General features: G+C 69.2%; 34 protein-coding genes. 5 read left to right on the top strand and 29 right to left on the bottom strand.

Annotated features, from left to right (window positions below; all coding sequences use genetic code 11):
* The 5 genes from OZN99_RS09185 to OZN99_RS09205 form a co-directional block, all read left to right on the top strand.
* Positions 1-914 (top strand): Bug family tripartite tricarboxylate transporter substrate binding protein (locus OZN99_RS09185; protein WP_270934909.1); only part of this gene is annotated, 914 nt, incomplete at its 5' end.
* Between the two features lie 195 nt (positions 915-1,109).
* A complete protein-coding gene (locus OZN99_RS09190; RefSeq protein ID WP_270934910.1) occupies positions 1,110-1,808 on the top strand; it encodes a M91 family zinc metallopeptidase in 699 nt (232 codons plus the stop codon).
* A gap of 167 nt (positions 1,809-1,975) precedes the next feature.
* Positions 1,976-2,854, top strand: a complete 879-nt coding sequence (locus OZN99_RS09195; RefSeq protein ID WP_270934911.1) for a DMT family transporter — start codon at positions 1,976-1,978, stop codon at positions 2,852-2,854.
* Between the two features lie 77 nt (positions 2,855-2,931).
* Positions 2,932-3,891 (top strand): Bug family tripartite tricarboxylate transporter substrate binding protein, encoded by a 960-nt coding sequence (locus OZN99_RS09200; protein WP_270934912.1) that lies wholly within the window; start codon positions 2,932-2,934, stop codon positions 3,889-3,891.
* A gap of 103 nt (positions 3,892-3,994) precedes the next feature.
* Entirely contained in the window at positions 3,995-4,177 is a 183-nt protein-coding gene (locus OZN99_RS09205) for a hypothetical protein (protein ID WP_270934913.1), read from the top strand.
* 15 nt (positions 4,178-4,192) lie between these two features.
* Here the strand turns inward: OZN99_RS09205 and OZN99_RS09210 are convergent, their stop codons facing one another.
* The 29 genes from OZN99_RS09210 to OZN99_RS09350 all read right to left on the bottom strand — a co-directional run.
* Positions 4,193-5,032 carry a class I SAM-dependent methyltransferase gene (locus tag OZN99_RS09210; protein ID WP_270934914.1) on the bottom strand — a complete coding sequence of 280 codons (840 nt, stop codon included), beginning with the start codon at positions 5,030-5,032 and terminating at the stop codon, positions 4,193-4,195.
* 67 nt (positions 5,033-5,099) lie between these two features.
* Positions 5,100-5,525: a 50S ribosomal protein L17 gene (gene rplQ, locus OZN99_RS09215; protein ID WP_270934915.1), complete on the bottom strand. Its 426-nt coding sequence runs from the start codon at positions 5,523-5,525 to the stop codon at positions 5,100-5,102.
* Between the two features lie 32 nt (positions 5,526-5,557).
* Complete coding sequence (locus OZN99_RS09220) at positions 5,558-6,571, bottom strand: DNA-directed RNA polymerase subunit alpha (RefSeq protein WP_270934916.1); 1,014 nt, start codon at positions 6,569-6,571, stop codon at positions 5,558-5,560.
* Positions 6,572-6,635: 64 nt separating this feature from the next.
* A complete protein-coding gene (rpsK, locus tag OZN99_RS09225; protein WP_270934917.1) occupies positions 6,636-7,046 on the bottom strand; it encodes a 30S ribosomal protein S11 in 411 nt (136 codons plus the stop codon).
* Position 7,047: 1 nt separating this feature from the next.
* Entirely contained in the window at positions 7,048-7,425 is a 378-nt protein-coding gene (gene rpsM / locus OZN99_RS09230) for a 30S ribosomal protein S13 (protein WP_270934918.1), read from the bottom strand.
* Between the two features lie 182 nt (positions 7,426-7,607).
* A complete protein-coding gene (locus OZN99_RS09235) occupies positions 7,608-8,270 on the bottom strand; it encodes an adenylate kinase (protein ID WP_270934919.1) in 663 nt (220 codons plus the stop codon).
* The gene (gene secY / locus OZN99_RS09240) at positions 8,267-9,634 is read right to left on the bottom strand and encodes a preprotein translocase subunit SecY (protein ID WP_270934920.1); all 1,368 of its coding nucleotides are present in this window, start codon (positions 9,632-9,634) and stop codon (positions 8,267-8,269) included. The genes OZN99_RS09235 and secY overlap by 4 nt, the downstream gene beginning before the upstream one ends.
* Before the next feature lie 112 nt (positions 9,635-9,746).
* A complete protein-coding gene (gene rplO / locus OZN99_RS09245; RefSeq protein ID WP_270934921.1) occupies positions 9,747-10,244 on the bottom strand; it encodes a 50S ribosomal protein L15 in 498 nt (165 codons plus the stop codon).
* Between the two features lie 3 nt (positions 10,245-10,247).
* Entirely contained in the window at positions 10,248-10,439 is a 192-nt protein-coding gene (rpmD, locus tag OZN99_RS09250) for a 50S ribosomal protein L30 (RefSeq protein ID WP_270934922.1), read from the bottom strand.
* Entirely contained in the window at positions 10,432-11,061 is a 630-nt protein-coding gene (rpsE, locus tag OZN99_RS09255; RefSeq protein WP_270934923.1) for a 30S ribosomal protein S5, read from the bottom strand. Before rpsE ends, rpmD begins: the two co-directional genes overlap by 8 nt.
* 11 nt (positions 11,062-11,072) lie before the next feature.
* The gene (gene rplR, locus OZN99_RS09260; RefSeq protein WP_270934924.1) at positions 11,073-11,435 is read right to left on the bottom strand and encodes a 50S ribosomal protein L18; all 363 of its coding nucleotides are present in this window, start codon (positions 11,433-11,435) and stop codon (positions 11,073-11,075) included.
* Positions 11,435-11,968, bottom strand: coding sequence for a 50S ribosomal protein L6 (rplF, locus tag OZN99_RS09265; protein WP_270934925.1), 534 nt, complete (start codon positions 11,966-11,968; stop codon positions 11,435-11,437). The genes rplR and rplF overlap by 1 nt, the downstream gene beginning before the upstream one ends.
* Positions 11,969-11,981: 13 nt before the next feature.
* A complete protein-coding gene (gene rpsH, locus OZN99_RS09270) occupies positions 11,982-12,380 on the bottom strand; it encodes a 30S ribosomal protein S8 (protein WP_270934926.1) in 399 nt (132 codons plus the stop codon).
* Between the two features lie 12 nt (positions 12,381-12,392).
* The gene (gene rpsN, locus OZN99_RS09275; protein ID WP_270934927.1) at positions 12,393-12,698 is read right to left on the bottom strand and encodes a 30S ribosomal protein S14; all 306 of its coding nucleotides are present in this window, start codon (positions 12,696-12,698) and stop codon (positions 12,393-12,395) included.
* Between the two features lie 59 nt (positions 12,699-12,757).
* Entirely contained in the window at positions 12,758-13,291 is a 534-nt protein-coding gene (gene rplE, locus OZN99_RS09280) for a 50S ribosomal protein L5 (protein WP_270934939.1), read from the bottom strand.
* A 170-nt stretch (positions 13,292-13,461) separates the two neighbouring features.
* Positions 13,462-13,782 carry a 50S ribosomal protein L24 gene (gene rplX / locus OZN99_RS09285; RefSeq protein WP_270934928.1) on the bottom strand — a complete coding sequence of 107 codons (321 nt, stop codon included), beginning with the start codon at positions 13,780-13,782 and terminating at the stop codon, positions 13,462-13,464.
* A gap of 4 nt (positions 13,783-13,786) precedes the next feature.
* Entirely contained in the window at positions 13,787-14,155 is a 369-nt protein-coding gene (gene rplN, locus OZN99_RS09290; RefSeq protein ID WP_270934929.1) for a 50S ribosomal protein L14, read from the bottom strand.
* A gap of 3 nt (positions 14,156-14,158) precedes the next feature.
* Positions 14,159-14,470 carry a 30S ribosomal protein S17 gene (gene rpsQ / locus OZN99_RS09295; RefSeq protein ID WP_270934930.1) on the bottom strand — a complete coding sequence of 104 codons (312 nt, stop codon included), beginning with the start codon at positions 14,468-14,470 and terminating at the stop codon, positions 14,159-14,161.
* Between the two features lie 13 nt (positions 14,471-14,483).
* The gene (gene rpmC / locus OZN99_RS09300; RefSeq protein ID WP_270934940.1) at positions 14,484-14,690 is read right to left on the bottom strand and encodes a 50S ribosomal protein L29; all 207 of its coding nucleotides are present in this window, start codon (positions 14,688-14,690) and stop codon (positions 14,484-14,486) included.
* An 8-nt stretch (positions 14,691-14,698) separates the two neighbouring features.
* Entirely contained in the window at positions 14,699-15,127 is a 429-nt protein-coding gene (rplP, locus tag OZN99_RS09305; protein WP_270934931.1) for a 50S ribosomal protein L16, read from the bottom strand.
* Positions 15,128-15,141: 14 nt separating this feature from the next.
* Entirely contained in the window at positions 15,142-15,819 is a 678-nt protein-coding gene (gene rpsC / locus OZN99_RS09310) for a 30S ribosomal protein S3 (protein ID WP_270934932.1), read from the bottom strand.
* Between the two features lies 1 nt (position 15,820).
* On the bottom strand, positions 15,821-16,222 hold the full coding sequence (gene rplV / locus OZN99_RS09315) for a 50S ribosomal protein L22 (RefSeq protein ID WP_270934933.1): 402 nt from the start codon (positions 16,220-16,222) through the stop codon (positions 15,821-15,823).
* A 7-nt stretch (positions 16,223-16,229) separates the two neighbouring features.
* Complete coding sequence (rpsS, locus tag OZN99_RS09320) at positions 16,230-16,508, bottom strand: 30S ribosomal protein S19 (protein WP_237216154.1); 279 nt, start codon at positions 16,506-16,508, stop codon at positions 16,230-16,232.
* 6 nt (positions 16,509-16,514) lie between these two features.
* Complete coding sequence (rplB, locus tag OZN99_RS09325; protein WP_270934934.1) at positions 16,515-17,351, bottom strand: 50S ribosomal protein L2; 837 nt, start codon at positions 17,349-17,351, stop codon at positions 16,515-16,517.
* Positions 17,352-17,355: 4 nt separating this feature from the next.
* Complete coding sequence (locus OZN99_RS09330) at positions 17,356-17,652, bottom strand: 50S ribosomal protein L23 (RefSeq protein ID WP_456299878.1); 297 nt, start codon at positions 17,650-17,652, stop codon at positions 17,356-17,358.
* Between the two features lie 32 nt (positions 17,653-17,684).
* Positions 17,685-18,323, bottom strand: coding sequence for a 50S ribosomal protein L4 (gene rplD / locus OZN99_RS09335; RefSeq protein WP_270934936.1), 639 nt, complete (start codon positions 18,321-18,323; stop codon positions 17,685-17,687).
* Between the two features lie 6 nt (positions 18,324-18,329).
* Entirely contained in the window at positions 18,330-19,022 is a 693-nt protein-coding gene (gene rplC, locus OZN99_RS09340) for a 50S ribosomal protein L3 (protein ID WP_270934937.1), read from the bottom strand.
* A gap of 22 nt (positions 19,023-19,044) precedes the next feature.
* Positions 19,045-19,353, bottom strand: coding sequence for a 30S ribosomal protein S10 (gene rpsJ, locus OZN99_RS09345; RefSeq protein ID WP_270934938.1), 309 nt, complete (start codon positions 19,351-19,353; stop codon positions 19,045-19,047).
* 31 nt (positions 19,354-19,384) lie between these two features.
* Positions 19,385-19,508: EF-Tu C-terminal domain-related protein (locus OZN99_RS09350; RefSeq protein ID WP_456299879.1), on the bottom strand; the 124-nt coding region annotated here is incomplete at its 5' end.

Genomic DNA, 19,508 nt, shown 5'->3' on the forward strand with positions numbered 1-19,508 from the left:
CCGCCGCGCGCGCGCAGGCCGCCTGGCCGAGCCGCTCCATCCGCTTGGTCGTGCCCTTCGCCGCCGGCGGCGCGGCGGACAGCGCGGCGCGGGTGCTGACGCCGCGCATGGGCGAGAAGCTGGGCCAGGGCTTCGTGGTGGAGAACCGCACCGGCGCCTCCGGCAGCCTGGGCGGCAACGAGGTGGCGCGCGCGACGGACGGGCACACCTTCCTGTGGGACGCGTCGAGTCACATCGTGAACCCGTCGCTGCTGCGCGGGCTGCCCTTCGACTATACGACCGCCTTCGCGCCGATCTCGCTGGTGGTGACCTTCCCCTCGGCCGTCGCGGTGAAGGCCGATTTCCCGGCGCGCACGCTGCAGGAGTTCGTGGCGGCGGCGAAGGCGCGGCGCGGCGCGATCACCGTCGGCACGCAGGGCAACGCGACGGCGGGGCATCTCGGGCTCGCGGCCTTCTCGAAGGTGGCGGGGATCGAGGTGGTGCACGTGCCCTATCGCGGCGGCGCCGCGGCGGCGCAGGACCTGGCGAGCGGCGCGATCGACGCGGTGTTCACCACGCTGGTCTCGGCCGGTCCGGTGGTGGATGGCGGTCGGGCGCGCTTCATCGGCGTGGCGACGGCGACGCGGGTGGAGAGCCGGCCGGACGTGCCGACCATCGCGGAGCAGGGCTATCCCGGCTTCGAATCCAACGAATGGGCCGGGCTGTTCGGGCCGGCCAGCACGCCGCCCGCGGTGGTGACCGCGATGTACGACGCGCTGGCGGAGGCCATCGCCGTGCCCACGCTGCGCCAGCGCCTGGTGCAGATCGGCTGCGTGCCGGTGACCAGCCGGCCGGCGGAGTTCGCGCGCTTCGTCACCGAGGGCCGCGCGGCGATGGCCACGCTGGTGCGCGAGGCGAACATCAGGGCCGAGTAGATCGCGGGCCCTACGCCCAAACTACGGGGTCATGACCAACCGCCGAAGTAGGCGGCCGAGACCCGCGAACACGGCCCGCCGCCGGGAATCCCTGCGAGCCGGCTACGTAGCGATGCAGGAACCGGGGGGAGAATCCGACCGATTGACTCGATTTCGGATCGATTCCTACTCTAAGCGCATGCAATGGAGGAGAGCATGGCGCTCAAGCTGGTCCCAGGTTACCGCATCTTCGCCTATGATGATGCATTTGTTGGCGACGCTGTATTCTGGCTCAGCAACCTTATTGACTGCCTCAAGCAGATCGAGCAGCTACCCACTGGCTTCGAGTTGCTGAAGAGTATTCGCATGGCAAAGCCGGGCTATCGAAAGCCCGGTCTCCCGCTTGGCGTTCTCATCGTCTTTCTTCGACAAGTAGATGGCGCGAACGTCTTGCCGCCCGGGCTCAGCAACCGCTTCGGCAATCTAGTTGAGATAAACGAGGTTGCATATCAAACATTCAAGACGGGCAACGGGAGCGGAGCAATGAACCTCACCTCCCCAAACATGATGGCCGACAATCAACAAAGCGCTATGGGGGTGGCTGGGTTTCCCCTAGGCAGCACAGCAAACATGGATTGGAGTAGTTCTGCCGGCTCATTCATTGGCGCAAACGGCTACCTTCCGCCCTTCATTACCCTCGCGCACGAGCTAATCCACGGACTGCACATGCTCACTGGCACTATGAAGCAGGATAATGCGGAGGAGGAAAGCGAAACGGTCGGATGCCAAGTGGCAAGCAGCTTCGGCCCGACGTACGGCGTTGCATATAACCCGCTTCATCTCGCGACACTCCCGGCATTCTGCGAGAACCGGATTCGACACGAGGCTGGGATCCCTCGCCGCTTAGCCTACTGAGAAGCGGGAAACTCCTCGGCGCGAATACAATTCTCCATTCTTCGTCCCCGCCCCGAATCTGGAACGCGTCTGAGTCAAATCCAGGCGGCTGACATTCAAGGGTGGGCTGCGCTGGTCCCGGGCCCGTCCGGGCGATAAGGACCGCCGTGGCCGGGGAACGAGACGGGATGCGTGGAGAGCCGAATCAGCATGTCGCGGGCATCGCGCTGATGTCGGCGGCGGTGCTGGCGTTCTCGCTGAACGACGTGCTGGGGAAATGGCTGGTCGCGACCTACTCGGTCGCGCAGGTGCTGGTGCTGCGCAGCATAGCGGCGCTGCTGATCCTGGCGCCCTTCATCTGGCGTGAAGGCATGGCGCACCTGCTGGCGCCGCGCCGGCCGGGGCTGCAGGCCGCGCGCGTCGCGGCCGGCACGATCGAGGTCGCCTGCTTCTACTGGGCGGTCGGCATGATGCCGCTGGCCGACACCATGGCCTTCTGGATGGCAACGCCCATCTTCGTCGCCATCGCCTCCGCCGTGCTGCTGAAGGAGAAGCTGGACCGCGGGCGCTTCGCCGCGGTGGTGGTGGGCTTCGTCGGCGTGATCCTGGCGCTCGGCGCGGGGCTCGACAGCGGCTGGCTGCCGACGCTGGTCGCGATCATCGGCGTTTGCGTCTATTCGGCCTATCTGCTCTCCACGCGGGCGCTGCGCGGCACCTCGGCCGCCGTGCTGGCGACCTACCAGATGGCGGGGGCGCTGCTGTTCGGGCTGGTGATGGCGCCCTTCGCCTGGACGCCGCTGACGCTGCCGGATGCCGGGCTGCTGATGCTGCTGGGCGTGGTCGGCGTGGTGGCGCACATGGCGGTGACGAAATCGCTCGCGCTGGCGCCGGCGCCGGTGGTGGTGCCCTGGCAATACGCGATGATCCTGTGGGGCATCCTGTTCGGCTGGATCTTCTTCCACGAGGTGCCGGAGCCGGTGATGCTGCTCGGCGTCGCCATCATCGTCGGCGCCGGGCTGTGGCTGACGCGGCTGGAACTGCGCGCGGCGCGCGACGGGGGGCGCTGAACGCCGTTGCCGCCCGGCCCCGCGCCGGTGGATGCTGGCGCGCGCCGGGCGGCCCTGCCCGGGACGGGAGATCGCGGATGCGGCGCAGGACCCTGATCGCGAGTGGCCTCGGCCTCGGCGCCGGGCTCCCCGCCCTGGCGCAGGGCGGCTTCCCCAACCGCCCGATCCGCATTGTCATCCCCGCCGGCCCGGGCGGCGGGACGGACATCCTCGCCCGGCTCGTCACGCCGAAGGCGGCGGCGCTGCTCGGCACCTCCATCGTCATCGAGAACCGCGGCGGCGGCGAGAGCCTGATCGGCACGGAGGTGGTGGTGCGCGCGCCGGCCGACGGGCATGTGCTGCTGTTCAGCGATTCCAGCCCCTACATGGCGCGCGTGCTGCGGGAGCGGATGCCATTCGACCCGCTGACGGAGCTGGCGCCGGTGATGCGCGTCGCGACGGGGTCGGTGCTGCTCTACGCCCATCCCGGCTTCGGGGCGCGCGACATCGCGGGGCTGGTTGCGCGGGCGCGGGCGGAACCGGGACGCGTGACCTTCGCGACCTCCTCCACCGTCTCACAGCTGATCGGGGAGCTGCTGAAGCAGCGAGCCGGCTTCGACATGACGCATGTCCCGTACCGCAGCGGCGGCCAGGCGCTGACGGACGTGGTGAGCGGCCACGTGAATCTGACCGTCAACGGCGCGAGCAACGGCAAGCCCTATGTGCAGTCCGGCGAACTGGTGGCGCTGGGCACCGCCGGCACCGCGCGCAATCCCGCCCTGCCCGACGTGCCGAGCTTCGCCGAGCAGGGCTATCCGGGCATCCCGGGCGGGTCCGAGTGGTGCCTGCTGGCACCCGCGGGCACGCCGCAGCCGGTGATCGACCAGCTGCACGCAGCCTTCCGGGAGGCGGCCTTCGACGCTGGCCTGGCGCCGCGCATGGCGGAGCTGGGCTTCATCCCCGACGGCATGGCCGGCGGCCCCTTCCTGCAGGAAAAGGCACGCGAACTGCAGCTCTGGGCGCAGGTGCTGGCAGCGACGGGCATCGCGCGGCGCTGACCCGCCGCACGGCCTGTGCGGTCGCGCACAGCGGCTGCCGGCGGATCGGCGCAGCCTGCGTCGCACGGGGGATGGTCCCCCGGACGACGCAGGAGAGACCGCGATGACCCGCTTCACCACCATAGCCCTGACCGGCCTGGTTCTGCTGGCCGCGACCCTGGCCGCGGCGCCCGGCTGGGTCGGAATGGCCGCCACAGAGCCGCCGTCCGCCGTCTCCGTGCTGATCGACGAGATGCCGATGCCGGCCGTGGGCGAGGTGACCGAGGAAAGCTTCGAGTTGTCGTGACGCGGAGGCCGCGGGTCAGCCGCCGTCGCGCACCGCGCGGAAGCTGACCGCCAGTGGCAGCCAGGGCCGATCCGGCCAGGTCCACATGCCCTCCGCATCGCGGACCAGGTTCGGGAACATCCGCCAGGCGATGCGGGGGTGCTCCCGCAGCCAGTCGAGGCGCAGCCCGGCCTCGCGCAGCGCGCCGAGGATGTCGGAGAGCGTGTGCATCCACTCGACCGTGCGGGTGTTCGCCAGCCGCGCGGCGGCGTCCATGTAGTCCGTCGCGTCGTCGAAATGCAGCGGCGCGCGCTCGAAATAGGGAATGACCGGCAGGGGGCGGCCGGCCTCGTCCAGCCGGCCGTCGGGCGCGTCGAAGCAGCGGATCAGGGGATGCGCATCGGCGAAGTACAGGGCGCCGCCGGGCTTCAGGAAGAAGGCGACGCTGCGGGCCCAGGCCGCGATGTCCGGCAGCCAGCAGACCGTGCCCCAGCTGGTGAAGACAAGGTCGAAGCGCGCGGCCTCGTCCGGCAGGGCGGCCGGCGCCTCCAGCACGTCGGACAGCACGAAGCGGGCGTTCGGCGCGCCGCATTCGGCGGCGAGCGCCGTGGCGGCGGCAACCGCGGCGGGGCTGAAATCCACGCCGACCACCTCCGCCGCGCCGCGCTGGGCGAGCGCGATGCTGTCGTCGCCGAGATGGGACTGCAGGTGCAGCACCCGCATCCCGGCCACCAGTCCGAGCTCCGCCTCCACGATCGCATCCAGCCGGCCGCGTCCGGCGCGCTGGGAGGAGAGGTCGTAGCCGCGCGGGCCGAGATGGATCGGCACGCGCTCATCCCAGTTGGCCCGGTTCAGTGCGCGCCAGTTCGCGTCCATCGCGGCCTCCCACAACGACGAAGGGCGCCTTGCGGCGCCCTTCGCGTGATCTGCGGCAGGTGGGGCGTTACGCCGCCTCCTGCTCCTCCTCGGTCGCCTCCGGCTTCGGGCCGCTGTCCTGGCCCTTGGCCGTGACGTCGCGCTCCACCAGCTCGATCACCGCCATGTCGGCGGCGTCGCCGTAGCGCATACCGGCCTTCAGGACGCGGGTGTAGCCGCCCTTCCGCTCCTTGTAGCGCTCCGCGATGGTGGTGAAGAGCTTGTCCACCACCTTCTCGTCGCGGATCTGCGCATAGGCCTGCCGGCGGGCGTGCAGGTCGCCGCGCTTGCCGAGCGTGATGATGCGCTCGACATAGGGGCGCAGCTCCTTCGCCTTGGGCAGCGTGGTGGTGATCTGCTCGTGCTTGATCAGGCTGGTCGCCATGTTGCGCAGCATCGCCACCCGGTGGGTGGAGGTGACGCCGAGCTTACGGCCGGAAACCCCGTGACGCATTGTCGTTGTTCCTCAGTATCCCAGGGCCGCCCTCAGAAGGGCTCCTCCAGCTTCTTCGCCAGGTCCTCGATGTTCTCCGGCGGCCAGCCCGGCACGGTCATGCCGAGGCCGAGGCCCATGGAGGCGAGGACTTCCTTGATCTCGTTCAGCGACTTCCGGCCGAAGTTCGGCGTGCGGAGCATCTCCTGCTCGGTCTTCTGCACGAGGTCGCCGATGTAGACGATGTTGTCGTTCTTCAGGCAGTTCGCGCTGCGGACCGACAGCTCCAGCTCGTCCACCTTGCGGAGCAGGTTGCGGTTGAAGGGCAGGTCGTCGCGGACCTCCTCCACCACGCGCTGGCGCGGCTCCTCGAAGTTGATGAAGAGCTGCAGCTGCTCCTGCAGGATGCGCGCGGCGATGCCGACCGCGTCCTCCGGCGTCACCGTGCCGTCGGTCTCCACCGTCAGCACCAGCTTGTCGTAGTCGGTCTTCTGGCCGACGCGGGTGGGCTGCACCTGGTAGGCCACGCGGCGCACCGGGGAGTAGATCGCGTCCACCGGGATCAGGCCGATCGGCGCGTCCTCGGGCCGGTTCTCGCTGGCCGGGACATAGCCCTTGCCGGTATCCACGGTCAGCTCCATCGACAGGCGCGCGCCGTCGTCGAGGGTGCAGATCACCAGGTCCGGGTTGGCGATCTCGATGTCGCCGGTGGTCTGGATCTGGCCGGCGGTCACCTCGCCCGGGCCGGTGGCGGTCAGCGCCAGGCGCTTCGGACCGTCGCCCTGGTAGCGGATGGCCAGCTGCTTCACGTTCAGCACGATGTCCGTGACATCCTCGCGGACGCCCTGGATCGAGCTGAATTCGTGCAGCACGCCGTCGATGCGGATGCCCGTCACCGCCGCGCCCTGGAGCGAGGAGAGGAGGATGCGGCGCAGCGCGTTGCCGAGCGTCATGCCGAAGCCCCGCTCCAGCGGCTCGGCGACGATGGTCGCCGTGCGCGTGGGATCGGCGCCGAGCTCGACGTCCTTCTTGGTCTCGATCAGCGAGCGCCAGTTCTTCTCGATCATGTCTTCCCTCGTCCCGGACAGGCGGCGCGTCAGCGTCAGCGGCGGGGCCAGGCCCCGCGCAGCGTCAGACGCGGCGGCGCTTGCGCGGGCGGCAACCGTTGTGCGGGATGGGCGTCACGTCGCGGATAGCCGTGACGTAGAAGCCCACGGCCTGCAGCGCGCGCAGCGCTGATTCGCGGCCCGAGCCGGGGCCCGAGACCTGGATCTCCAGCGTCTCCATGCCGTGCTCGCGGGCCTTCTTGCCGGCGTCCTCGGCAGCGACCTGCGCGGCGTAGGGGGTGGACTTGCGGCTGCCCTTGAAGCCCTGGCTGCCGGCCGAGGACCACGCGATCGCGTTGCCCTGCGCGTCGGTGATGGTCACCACCGTGTTGTTGAAGCTGGCCAGCACATGCGCCACGCCGGAGCTGATGTTCTTCCGCTCCTTCTTGCGAGGCCGGTTGCCGGCGCCGGCGCCGCCGCGGGGTTCGCGAGCCATCTTACTTCGTCACCTTCTTCTTGCCGGCGATCGCGACCGCCTTGCCCTTGCGCGTGCGCGCATTGGTGTGCGTGCGCTGGCCGCGGACCGGCAGCCCCTTGCGGTGACGCAGGCCGCGGTAGCAGGCCATGTCCATCAGCCGCTTCTTGTTCATCGCCTCTTCGCGGCGGAGGTCGCCCTCCACCCGGTATTCGCGGTCGATCAGCTCGCGGATGCGGAGGATCTCCTCGTCCGTCAGCTGGTTCACCCGCCGCGTCTCGGGGATGCCGAGCTGCTCGGTGATGTCCTTCGCGTTCTTCGGGCCGATCCCATAGATGTAGCGAAGCGAGATGAGCACCCGCTTGTTGGTCGGGATGTTCACGCCGGCGATGCGCGCCACGGTGCGTCTCTCCTCACGGGGCCTGTCAGCCCCTCAAGGCCGGCGGAGCCGGCGGTCGTCAAGGTTTCCGCCGGCCGAGGCCAGCGTTCCGGTCAAGGTCCGGTCATGCAACGGCGAAGGACGGCCGGGGGTGATCCCCCGGACCGCGAGGGCGGCGCATTACCCCGCCCCCGCGCCGCGAGTCAAGCCTTCGTGGGCGGCGGCCCCAGGATCGCCTGGAGCTGCCGGGTCACCTCGTCCATCTCGGCCATGCCATCCACCTGCTTCAGCTTGCCCTGCGCCCCGTAGAAGGGCAGCAGAGGCGCCGTCTGGCGGTGGTAGGCTTCCAGCCGGGCCGCCACCGTCTCGGCCTTGTCGTCGGCACGGCGGACGAAATCGGTGCTGCCGCAGGCGTCGCAGACGCCCGCCTTGGCCGGCTTCTTGAAACTGTCGTGATAGCCCTCGCCGCACTTCGCGCAGGTGAAGCGGCCGGCGATGCGCTCCACCAGGGCGGCGTCGTCCACCTTCAGCTCGATCACATGGTCGAGGTCCATGCGCTGCTGGCGCAGCATGGTGTCCAGCGCCTCGGCCTGCGGCACGGTGCGGGGGAAGCCGTCCAGGATGAAGCCATTCACGCAGTCCGGCTTCTGCACCCGCAGCGCCAGCATGGCGGTGATGATGGCGTCCGGAACCAGGTCGCCGCGTTCCATGATGGCCTTGGCCTCTAGCCCGATCGGGGAACCCGACTTCACTTCGGCGCGCAGCATGTCGCCGGTGGAGATCTGCGCTATGCCGTAGCGCTCCTCCAGCCGCTTGGCCTGAGTGCCCTTCCCGGCCCCCGGGGGACCCAGCAGGATCAGCCTCATCGTCCGCGTCCCCCCGGTTGCGTGCCGCGGCCGCCCAGCCGCGCCTTCTTGATCAGGCCTTCGTACTGGTGCGCGAACAAGTGCGACTGCACCTGCGCCACAGTGTCCATCGTGACGGAGACGATGATCAGCAGCGAGGTGCCGCCGAAATAGAAGGGCACGCCATAATTCGCGATCAGGATCTCCGGGATCAGGCAGATCAGCGCCAGGTAGATGGCACCAACCACCGTCAGCCGGGTCAGCACGCGGTCGAAATACTCCGCCGTGGGCTGGCCCGGCCGGATGCCCGGCACGAAGCCGCCGTACTTGCGCAGGTTGTCCGCCGTCTCCTGTGGGTTGAACACCACCGCGGTGTAGAAGAAGGCGAAGAACACGATACCGACCAGGTAGAGCAGCATGTAGAGCGGCTGCCCATGCGCCAGCATGTTGGCGATGTCGCCGAGGATCGAGGGCTCCGTCCGGTCGGTCTGGAAGGCCGCGAAAGTCGCCGGCAGCAGCAGCAGCGAGGAGGCGAAGATCGGCGGCATCACGCCGGCGGTGTTCAGCTTCAGCGGCAGGTGCGTGCTCTCGCCGCCGAACATGCGGTTGCCGACCTGGCGCTTCGGATACTGCACGGGGATCCGGCGCTGGGCGCGCTCGATGAACACCACCGCGGCGATGATGCCGAGCGCGGCCAGCAGGAAGAAGATGATGAAGAAGGTGGACAGCGCGCCGGTGCGGCCGAGTTCCAGCGTGCTGGCCAGGGCGGAGGGCAGGTTCGCGACGATGCCGGCGAAGATGATCAGGCTGATGCCGTTGCCGACACCGCGGGCGGTGATCTGCTCGCCCAGCCACATCAGGAACATGGTGCCGCCGACCAGCGTGATCACGCAGGAGATGCGGAAGAACCAACCGGGATCGTGCACCGCCGGCCCGAAGCTGCCGCGCAGCGACTCGAGGCCGATCGCGATGCCGTAGGCCTGGAAGATCGCGATGAAGAGCGTGAGATAGCGGGTGTACTGGTTCAGCTTCTTCCGCCCCGTCTCGCCCTCCTTCTTGAGGGCTTCCCAGGACGGAATGGCGGCCGTCATCAGCTGCACGATGATGCTGGCCGAGATGTAGGGCATGATGTTCAGCGCGAAGACGGTCATGCGCCCCAGCGCACCGCCGGTGAACATGTCGAACATGCCAAGGATGCCGCCGCCCATCTGGGTCAGCAGCTCGCCCATCACGGCCGCGTCCACGCCCGGCACCGGCACGTAGGAGCCGATGCGGTAGACGATGAGCGCCCCCAGCGTGAACCAGATGCGCTTCTTGAGCTCGGTCGCCTTGGACAGGACGCCGAGGTTGAGATTGGCCGCGAGCTGTTCGGCGGCGGACGCCATGCGATCGTCTCCTAGCGAGTGCGGCGCCCCTGGGCTTGCCCGGGACGCCGCTTCGCACCCAGCCTAAATTGCCGCCCGCACCCCGCCGGTGCAAGGGCGGCCCATCGGGACGTCAGCCTTCGGCAGCGGCCTCGGCCGCCACGGGCAGGGTGGTGGTCACCGTGCCGCCCGCCGCCTGCACCGCCGCGACCGCCGCGGCGGAGGCGCCTGTGACAGTCAGCGTCACGGCGCGCTTGATCTCGCCCTTGGCCAGCAGGCGCACGCCCGCCAGCTTGGAGGAGGTCTTCACCAGGCCCGCCGCCTTCAGCGCCGCCTCGTCGATCGGCTGGCCGGCAGGCAGGCGGCCTTCCTCGATCGCCTTGTCCAGCGCGCCGATGTTCAGCACCGCATAGTCCTTGCGGAACGGATTGACGAAGCCGCGCTTCGGCATGCGCCGGTAGATCGGGAGCTGACCGCCCTCGAACCCGTTCAGCCGCACGCCGGTGCGCGCCTTCTGGCCCTTCACGCCGCGCCCGCCGGTCTTGCCCTTGCCGGAGCCGATGCCGCGGCCGATGCGCTTGAACTTGTCCCGCGCACCGTCGTTGTCGCGGATCTCATTGAGCTTGGGCATGGATCAGCCCTCCACCTTCACCAGGTGGGAGACCTTGCGGATCATCCCACGCACGGCCGGAGTGTCCTCCAGCTCGCGCGTCCGGTGCATCTTGTTCAGGCCCAGCCCGATCAGCGTCTCGCGCTGGCCGGGCTTGCGGCCGATCGGCGACCCGGTCTGGGTCACCTTCACGGTCTTCTTCTGGCTCTCAGACACTGGCTGCCTCCGCCGCCGGCTCGGCTTCCTTCTTCGGGCCGAGCAGGTCGGTGACCTTCTTGCCGCGGCGCGCCGCGACGGCGCGCGGGCTGGTCGTCCGCTGCAGCGCCGCGAAGGTCGCCTTGACCATGTTGTGCGGGTTCGTGGTGCCGGTGCACTTCGCGACCACGTCGCCCATGCCCAGCGTCTCGAACACCGCGCGCATTGGACCGCCGGCGATGATGCCGGTGCCCGCCGGCGCCGCGCGCAGGATCACGCGACCAGCGCCGAACTCGCCGATGATGTCGTGGTGCAGCGTACGGCCTTCCTTCATCGGCACACGGATCATGCCGCGCTTGGCACGCTCCGTCGCCTTGCGGATCGCCTCCGGCACCTCGCGGGCCTTACCGGCGCCCCAGCCGACGCGGCCCTTCTGGTCGCCCACCACGACGAGCGCCGCGAAGCTGAACCGGCGGCCGCCCTTCACCACCTTGGCGACGCGGTTGATGGTGACGAGCTTGTCCTTCAGCTCGTCGCCTTCCGTCCGCTCCTGCCGCTGGTCCCGGTCGCGGTCGCGGCCGCGGCCGCGACGGCGGTCGCCGCCCTCGCCGCCCTCGCCGCCGGTCCTGGGTTCCCGTGCCATTCCCGAACTCCTCAGAACGCCAGGCCGCCCTCGCGGGCAGCCTCCGCCAGCGCCTTCACGCGGCCGTGGTAGAGATAGGGCCCGCGGTCGAAGACGACCTTGGAGACCCCGGCGGCCAGGGCGCGCTCCGCCACCAGCTTGCCCACCGCAGTCGCCGCATCCTTGTCGGCGCCGGTCTTCAGGCTCTCGCGCATCGGCTTCTCGATGCTCGACGCCGCAGCCAGGGTGCGGCCCTGCGCGTCGTCGATCACCTGCGCGTAGATGTGCTTGCCCGAACGGAAGACCGAGAGGCGCGGGCGCCCGCCGGACTTCAGCTTCAGCTGGTAGCGCAGCCGCGCGCGGCGGCGCGCCTGCAATGCGAGCTTGTCGGCCATTACTTCTTCTTACCCTCCTTCCGGAGGATCACCTCGTTGTCGTAGCGCACGCCCTTGCCCTTGTAGGGCTCCGGCCCGCGATACGCGCGGATCTCCGCCGCCACCTGGCCCACCTGGCGCTTGTCCGCGCCCTCCACCTTGATGGAGGTCGGCTTCTCGCAGGTGATCTTGATGCCCTTCGGCACCGGATAGCGGATCTCGTGGCTGTAGCCGAGGTTCAGCACGAGGTCGCTGCCCTGCACCGCGGCGCGGTAACCCGTGCCGGTGATCTCCATGGACTTGGTGAAGCCGGTGGAGACGCCGGTCACCATGCCCTGGATCAGGCTGCGCGTGGTGCCCCACAGCGTGCGCGACCGGCGGTCGTCGCCGCGCGGCTTCACCGCGACCTGGCTGCCCTCCACTTCCACGTCCACGGCATCCGTCAGCTCGAGCTTGAGCTCGCCGTTCTTGCCCTTGGCCACCACGGTGCGGCCCTGCAGCGCCACCTGGACGCCAGCCGGGACGGGCACCGGGTACTTCCCGACGCGAGACATTCCCCTGCCCTCCTCAGAACACGCGGCAGAGGACCTCACCGCCGACATTGGCGGTGCGGGCCTCGTGGTCGCTCATCACGCCCTTCGGCGTGGAGAGGATGGAGATGCCGAGGCCGGAGTAGAACTTCGGCAGCTCCGCGATCTTCGAATAGACGCGCCGGCCCGGCTTGGAGACCCGGTGGATCTCCTTGATGGCGGGCTCGCCTTCCGAATACTTCAGCTCGATCTGGATGACCTTCACGCCGGGGCGAAGCTCCTCGGTCGCGAAGGCGCGGATGTAGCCCTCGCGCTTCAGCACGTCGAGGACGTTCTCGCGCAGCTTCGAGGCCGGGGCGACGCAGCGGCTCTGCCGTGCGGCCTGGGCGTTGCGGATGCGGGTGAGCAGGTCACCCAGCGGATCGGACAGCGACATGCGCGGCCCTCCTTACCAGCTCGCCTTGACGACACCGGGGATCTGGCCGGTGTTGGCCAGCTCCCGCAGCATGTTCCGGCTCAGCTTGAACTTGCGGTAGTTGCCGCGGGGACGGCCGGTGAGCTCGCAGCGCAGCCGCACGCGGTTCTTGGCACCGTTGCGCGGCAGCTGGGCGAGCTTCAGCGTCGCCTCGAAGCGCTCCTCGACGGGCCGCGCGCGGTCCATCACCACCGCCTTGAGGGCGTTGCGCTTCGCGGCGTGCAGCTTCGAGAGCCGCGCGCGCCGGTTGTTCTTCTCGACTGACGAGGTCTTGGCCATGTCGTCTCAGGTCCTCCGGAACCTGCCGAGGGTGCGCCCCGGCGGTTTTCCAAACGGGTTCAGTTGGCGAAGGGCAGGTCGAAGGCCTTGAGCAGGGCCTTCGCTTCCTTGTCCGTCTTCGCCGTGGTGACGAACTGGATGTCCATCCCGCGGATGGTGTCCACGCGATCGTAGTTGATCTCGGGGAACACGATCTGCTCCTTCAGGCCCATGGCGTAGTTGCCGCGCCCGTCGAAGCCGCGATTGCCGGGGATGCCGCGGAAGTCACGCACGCGCGGCAGCGCGATGGTGACCAGGCGGTCCAGGAATTCGTACATGCGCGCCTTGCGCAGCGTGACCTTGCAGCCGATCGCCTGGCCCTCGCGGATCTTGAAGCCGGCGATCGCCTTCTTCGCCAGCGTCTTGACCGGCTTCTGGCCGGAGATCGCCATCAGCTCCGCCACCGCGGCATCGAGCTTCTTCTGGTCGCCCGCCGCCTCGCCGACGCCCATGTTGATGACGATCTTGTCCAGCTTCGGAACCTCCATCGGGTTCTTGTAGCCGAACTCCTCCACCAGGCGCTTGCGCACGACCTCGTCGTAGTGCTTGCGCAGGCGCGGCTGCTCCGGCGGAGATGCCGCGGCCGGCCCCGCCTTCGCCGAGACATTCGTCGCCGCCTGCCCGCCGCCCTCGCGCCCGCCAGCCTTGGCGGCCGCCGCCTTCGCATTGGCCGCCGGCTTGGCGCCACCCTTCTTGGGCGCAGCGCCGCCCTTCTTCGTCCCGCTCATCGGTCGATCACCTCGCCCGAGGCCTTCGCCACGCGGACCTTCTTGCCGTCCTCGAGCGTCTTGAATCCGACGCGGGTCGGCTTGTCGGTCTTCGGATCCAGCAGCGCGAGGTTGGAGAGGTCGATCGGACCCTCCTTCTCCGTGATGCCGCCCGGCCGGCTCATGCCCTGCGGCTTCTCATGCCGCTTCACCATGTTCACGCCCTGCACGAAGGCGCGGTTCTCGTCAGGCACCACGCGGATCACCTCGCCGCGCTTGCCCTTGTCGCGGCCGGCCAGAACCTGGACCCGGTCGCCCTTCCTGATCTTCGCGGCCATGGCCTTACAGGACCTCCGGCGCGAGCGAGATGATCTTCATGAACTTGCGCGCGCGGAGCTCACGGACAACGGGTCCGAAGATGCGCGTGCCAATCGGCTCGCCCTGCTTGTTGATCAGCACCGCGGCGTTCCCGTCGAAGCGGATCGCCGTGCCGTCGATCCGCCGCACCGGATAGGCGGTGCGGACGATGACGGCGCGATGCACCTCGCCCTTCTTCACCTTGGCGCGCGGGATCGCCTCCTTCACGGAGACGACGATGACGTCGCCGACGCTCGCCACCTTCCGCTTCGAGCCGCCCAGCACCTTGATGCACTGGACGCGGCGCGCACCGGAATTGTCGGCGACGTCGAGGTTGGATTCGACCTGGATCATGGCTCAGGCCCCCGCGGCTGCGGGCTGCGCCGCGGCGTCCGCCGCCGCGACCTCGAAGCCGGCCGGGCGCGCGACAGCCTCGCCGTTGCGCGACACCACCAGCCAGGACTTCGTCCTGCTGATCGGCCGGCACTCCTCGATGGAGACCAGGTCGCCCTGCTTGCACAGGTTGGCCTCGTCATGCGCCGAGTACTTCTTCGAGCGCCGGATGAACTTCTTGTAGAGCGGGTGCATCACGCGACGCTCGACAAGGACGGTCACCGTCTTGTCGGTCTTGTCGCTGACCACACGGCCCGTGAGGACGCGCCTCGGCATCGTCCGGAACCCCTTACGACTTCGCCGAAGCGCGGTCGCGCTCGGCCATGATGGTCTTCACCCGGGCGATCGTGCGGCGCACCTCCTTGATGCGCCCCACCGCCTCGAGCTGGCCGGTCGCCCGCTGGAAGCGCAGGTTGAACTGCTCCTTCCTCAGGCCGACCAGCATCTCCTGCAGCTCGTCCGCGCTCTTGGCCCGGACATCGCCAATCTTGGTCATCGCCATGATCAGGCCTCCGCCGGCGACGCGCCGAGGCGCGTGACGATCTTCGTCTTGATCGGCAGCTTCGCGGCGCCGAGGCTCAGCGCCTCACGCGCGATGTCATTCGGCACGCCGTCGAGCTCGAACATGATCCGGCCCGGCTTCACCCGGCACACCCAGTATTCGGGTGCGCCCTTGCCGGAGCCCATGCGGACCTCGGCCGGCTTGGTCGAGACCGGGACGTCCGGGAAGATGCGAATCCAGACGCGGCCCTGGCGCTTCATCGCGCGGGTGATCGCGCGGCGCGCGGCCTCGATCTGGCGCGCCGTCACCCGCTCGGGCTCCAGCGCCTTCAGGCCAAAGCCGCCGAAGGTCAGGCTGAACCCACCCTTCGCGACGCCCTTGATGCGGCCCTTGTGGGCCTTGCGGAACTTGGTGCGCTTCGGTTGCAGCATCTCACTTCACCACTTCAGCGCTGCGGCGCCTGTTCCGCGGCGCGCTTGTCCTGCGCCATCGGATCATGGGCCATCACCTCGCCCTTGAAGATCCACACCTTCACACCGCAGGTGCCATAGGTGGTCTTCGCGGTCGCGGTGCCGAAATCGATGTCCGCCCGCAGCGTGTGCAGCGGCACGCGGCCTTCGCGGTACCACTCCATGCGCGCGATCTCGGCGCCGCCGAGACGGCCGGAGCAGTTGATCCGGATGCCGCCGGCGCCGAGGCGCATGGCGGACTGCACCGCGCGCTTCATCGCGCGGCGGAAGGCGACGCGGCGCTCCAGCTGCTGGGCGATGCTCTCGGCCACCAGCGTCGCGTCGATCTCAGGCTTGCGGATCTCGACGATGTTCAGCGCCACCTCGGCGCCGGCCATCTTCGCCAGGTCCTTGCGCAGCACCTCGATGTCGGCGCCCTTCTTGCCGATCACGACGCCCGGGCGGGCGGCGTGGATCGTCACGCGCGGCTTCTTCGCCGGGCGCTCGATCACCACGCGCGACACGCCGGCGCCCTTCAGCCGCTCGCGGAGCGTGCGGCGCAGCTTCAGGTCCTCGTGCAGCATCCGGGAGTAGTCGGCGTTGGCGAACCAACGGCTGTCCCAGGTGCGGTTGATGCCGAGCCGCAGCCCGATCGGATTGACTTTCTGGCCCATGTTACGCGGCCTCCTGCTGCGCCGGCGCCTCGGGCGACTGTTCGGCGACCACGATCTTCAGGTGGCTGAACCACTTCTCCACGCGGGACGCACGGCCGCGGCCGCGCGCGTGGAAGCGCTTCATCACGATCGACCGTCCCACCTCGGCGCGCGCCACCACCAGGCGGTCGACGTCGAGCTGGTGGTTGTTCTCGGCGTTGGCGATCGCGCTCTCCAGCGTCTTCTTCACCGTCTGCGCGATGCGGCGCTTGGAGAAGGTGAGGGTCGCGACGGCATCCTGCGCCGTGCGGCCGCGGATCAGCGCGGCCACCAGGTTCAGCTTGCGCGGCGAGACGCGGATGTTGCGCAGGATGGCCTGCGCTTCGGTCTCGTCGAGCGTGCGCTCGTGCTTCGGCTTGCTCATGGCGCCACTAGCCCCGCTTCGCCTTCTTGTCGGCCGAATGGCCGTTGAAGGTGCGCGTCGGCGAGAACTCGCCGAACTTGTGCCCGACCATGTTCTCCGTCACCTGCACCGGGATGAACTTCTTCCCGTTGTAGACGCCGAAGGTCAGGCCCACGAACTGCGGCAGGATCGTGCTCCGGCGCGACCAGATCTTGATGATCTCGTTGCGGCCGGAAGCGCGCGACACCTCCGCCTTGTTGAGCAGGTAGCCGTCCACGAACGGCCCCTTCCAGACGCTGCGCGGCATTCTCGCTCAGCCCTTCGTCGCGTTGCGGCGCCGGACGATAAGCCGGTCGGTCGCCTTGTTGTTGCGCGTCTTCGCACCCTTGGTCGGCTTGCCCCACGGCGTGACCGGGTGACGGCCGCCGGAGGTGCGGCCCTCACCGCCGCCATGCGGGTGGTCGATCGGGTTCATCGCGACGCCGCGGTTGTGCGGGCGGAAGCCCATCCACCGCGCGCGGCCCGCCTTGCCGATCTGCTGGTTCGAGTTGTCGGGGTTGGACACCGCGCCGATCGAGGCCATGCACTCGGCCCGCACCACGCGGAGCTCGCCCGACATCAGCTTGATCTGGGCGTAGCCCGCATCCTTGCCGACCAGCTGCGCGAAGGTGCCCGCGGAGCGCGCGATCTTCGCGCCCGCGCCCGGCTTCAGCTCGATCGCGTGGATGATCGTTCCGACCGGGATGTTGGCCAGCGGCATCGCATTGCCGGGCTTGATGTCCGCGCCCTTCGAGCCGTTCACCACCGTGTCGCCCGCCTTCAGGCGCTGCGGCGCGATGATGTAGGCCAGTTCGCCGTCCTGATACTTGATCAGGGCGATGAAGGCCGTGCGGTTCGGGTCATACTCAAGGCGCTCGACCGTCGCCGGCACGTCGAACTTGCGACGCTTGAAGTCCACCAGACGGTACGACTTCTTGTGTCCGCCGCCGCGGAAGCGGACGGTGGTGCGGCCGTGGTTGTTGCGGCCGCCGGACGAGGTCTTGCCGACCGTCAGTTGCTTGACCGGCTTGCCCTTCCACAGCTCCGACCGGTCGATCAGGACCGTGCCGCGCAGCGAGGGCGTGACGGGATTGAAGTTCTTCAGCGCCATGGCGTCACGCGAGCCCCGTGGTCAGGTCGATGGTCTGGCCGGCCTGCAGCCGCACCACCGCCTTCTTCCAGTCGGACCGGCGGCCTTCCCGGCCGCGGAACCGCTTGGTCTTGCCCTTCATCACGACCGTGTTCACCGCCTCGACCTTCACCGAGAACAGCTTCTCCACCGCCGCCTTGATTTCCGGCTTGGTGGCGTCCAGCGCGACGCGGAAGGTCACCTGGCTGAACTCGTTCAGTCGGGTCGCCTTCTCGGTCACCACCGGGGACACGATCACCTGGTACATGCGCTCGGCGGTCAGCTGCACGCCGCGCGGCTTGGCCTCGGCCTCGCTCATGCCGCGGTCTCCCCGTTCAGCCGCGCCTCGAGCGCCGCAACGCCCGCGCGGGTCACCGCCAGCACGTCATGCTGGAGGATGTCATAGACATTGGCGCCGATGGTCGGCAGCACGTTCACCTTCGGCAGGTTGCGCGTGGCGCGGGCGAAGCCCTCGTCCACGGTCGCGTCCACCACCAGCGCGCTGGCCCAGCCGAGCGCCTTCAGCTTCGCAGCCATGGCGGAGGTCTTGGCCTCCGCGCCGGCCGCCGCCGCATCCAGCACCACGAGCTTGCCCTCGGCGGCCTTGGCCGAGAGGGCGTGGATCAGCCCGAGGCGACGAACCTTCTTGTTCAGGCTGTATTCGTGGCTGCGCACGACCGGACCGTGCACCACGCCGCCCTTGCGGAACTGCGGCGCACGCAGCGAGCCCTGGCGCGCATTGCCCGTGCCCTTCTGGCGATAGGGCTTCTTGGTGGTCCCGGAGACCTCCCCCATGCCCTTCGCCTTGTGCGTGCCGGCGCGACGCTTGGCGAGCTGCCAATGCACGACGCGCGCCAGGATGTCCGCGCGCGGCGCGGCGCCGAACAGCGTCTCGGGCAGGTCGATCTCGCCTGCCGGCGCGTTGTCCAGCGTGATGACGGGAACCTTCGGCATCGTCGCTTACCCCTGCGCCACGACTGCGGCGGGGAACGGCGCCTCGGCCGGGCGCGCGCGCTTCACCGCGTCACGCACCAGCACGTAGCCGCCCTTCGGGCCGGGGATGGCGCCCTTGATGAGCAGCAGGCCCTTCTCCGCGTCGTGACCGGCGACCACCAGGTTCTGGGTGGTCACGCGCTCGACGCCGAGATGACCGGCCATCTTCTTGTTCTTGAAGGTCTTGCCCGGATCCTGGCGGTTGCCGGTGGAGCCGAGCGAGCGGTGGCTGATCGAGACGCCGTGCGACGCCTCGAGACCGGCGAAGTTCCAGCGCTTCATGCCGCCGGCGAAGCCCTTGCCGACTGTCACGCCGGTGACGTCCACCTTCTGGCCCATCACGAAATGCTCCGCCGAGAGCCTGGTGCCCGGCGCGACGAGCCCTTCGGCCGGCACGCGGAACTCGACGAGCTTCCGCGGCGCCTCGACGCCGGCCTTGGCGAAGTGGCCCTTCTGCGGCTTCGTGACGTTCTTCGGCTTGGCATTGCCCAGGCCGAGCTGGACGGCCGTGTAGCCGTCCTTCTCCGCCGTGCGGTTCGCCACCACGCGCACGTCGTCGAGGTGCAGCACGGTGACCGGCACGGTGGAGCCGTCGTCGTTGAACAGCCGGGTCATCCCCAGCTTGCGGGCAATGAGCCCGGTGCGGCCGTTGGTGGCCATCGGTCCTGTCCCTTCGCCCGCGTCAGATCTTGATCTCGACGTCCACACCGGCGGCCAGGTCGAGCTTCATGAGCGCGTCCACGGTCTGCGGGGTGGGGTCCACGATGTCGAGAAGGCGACGATGCGTGCGGATCTCGAACTGCTCGCGCGACTTCTTGTCGATGTGCGGCGAGCGGTTGACGGTGAAGCGCTCGATCTGCGTCGGCAGCGGGATGGGCCCGCGCACCCGCGCGCCCGTCCGCTTGGCCGTGTTGACGATCTCCCGCGTGCTGCCGTCCAGCACGCGGTGATCGAACGCCTTGAGGCGGATGCGGATGTTCTGGCTGTCCATGACCGTAAGGCCCGTGTCCCTGCCCGATGCCCTACTTGACGATCTTGGCGACGACGCCGGCGCCGACGGTGCGGCCGCCCTCGCGGATGGCGAAGCGCAGCCCCTCGTCCATGGCGATCGGCGCGATCAGCTCGACATCCATCGAGACGTTGTCG

It is taken from the genome of Falsiroseomonas oryzae, assembly GCF_027856955.1.
GTDB lineage: Bacteria > Pseudomonadota > Alphaproteobacteria > Acetobacterales > Acetobacteraceae > Falsiroseomonas > Falsiroseomonas oryzae.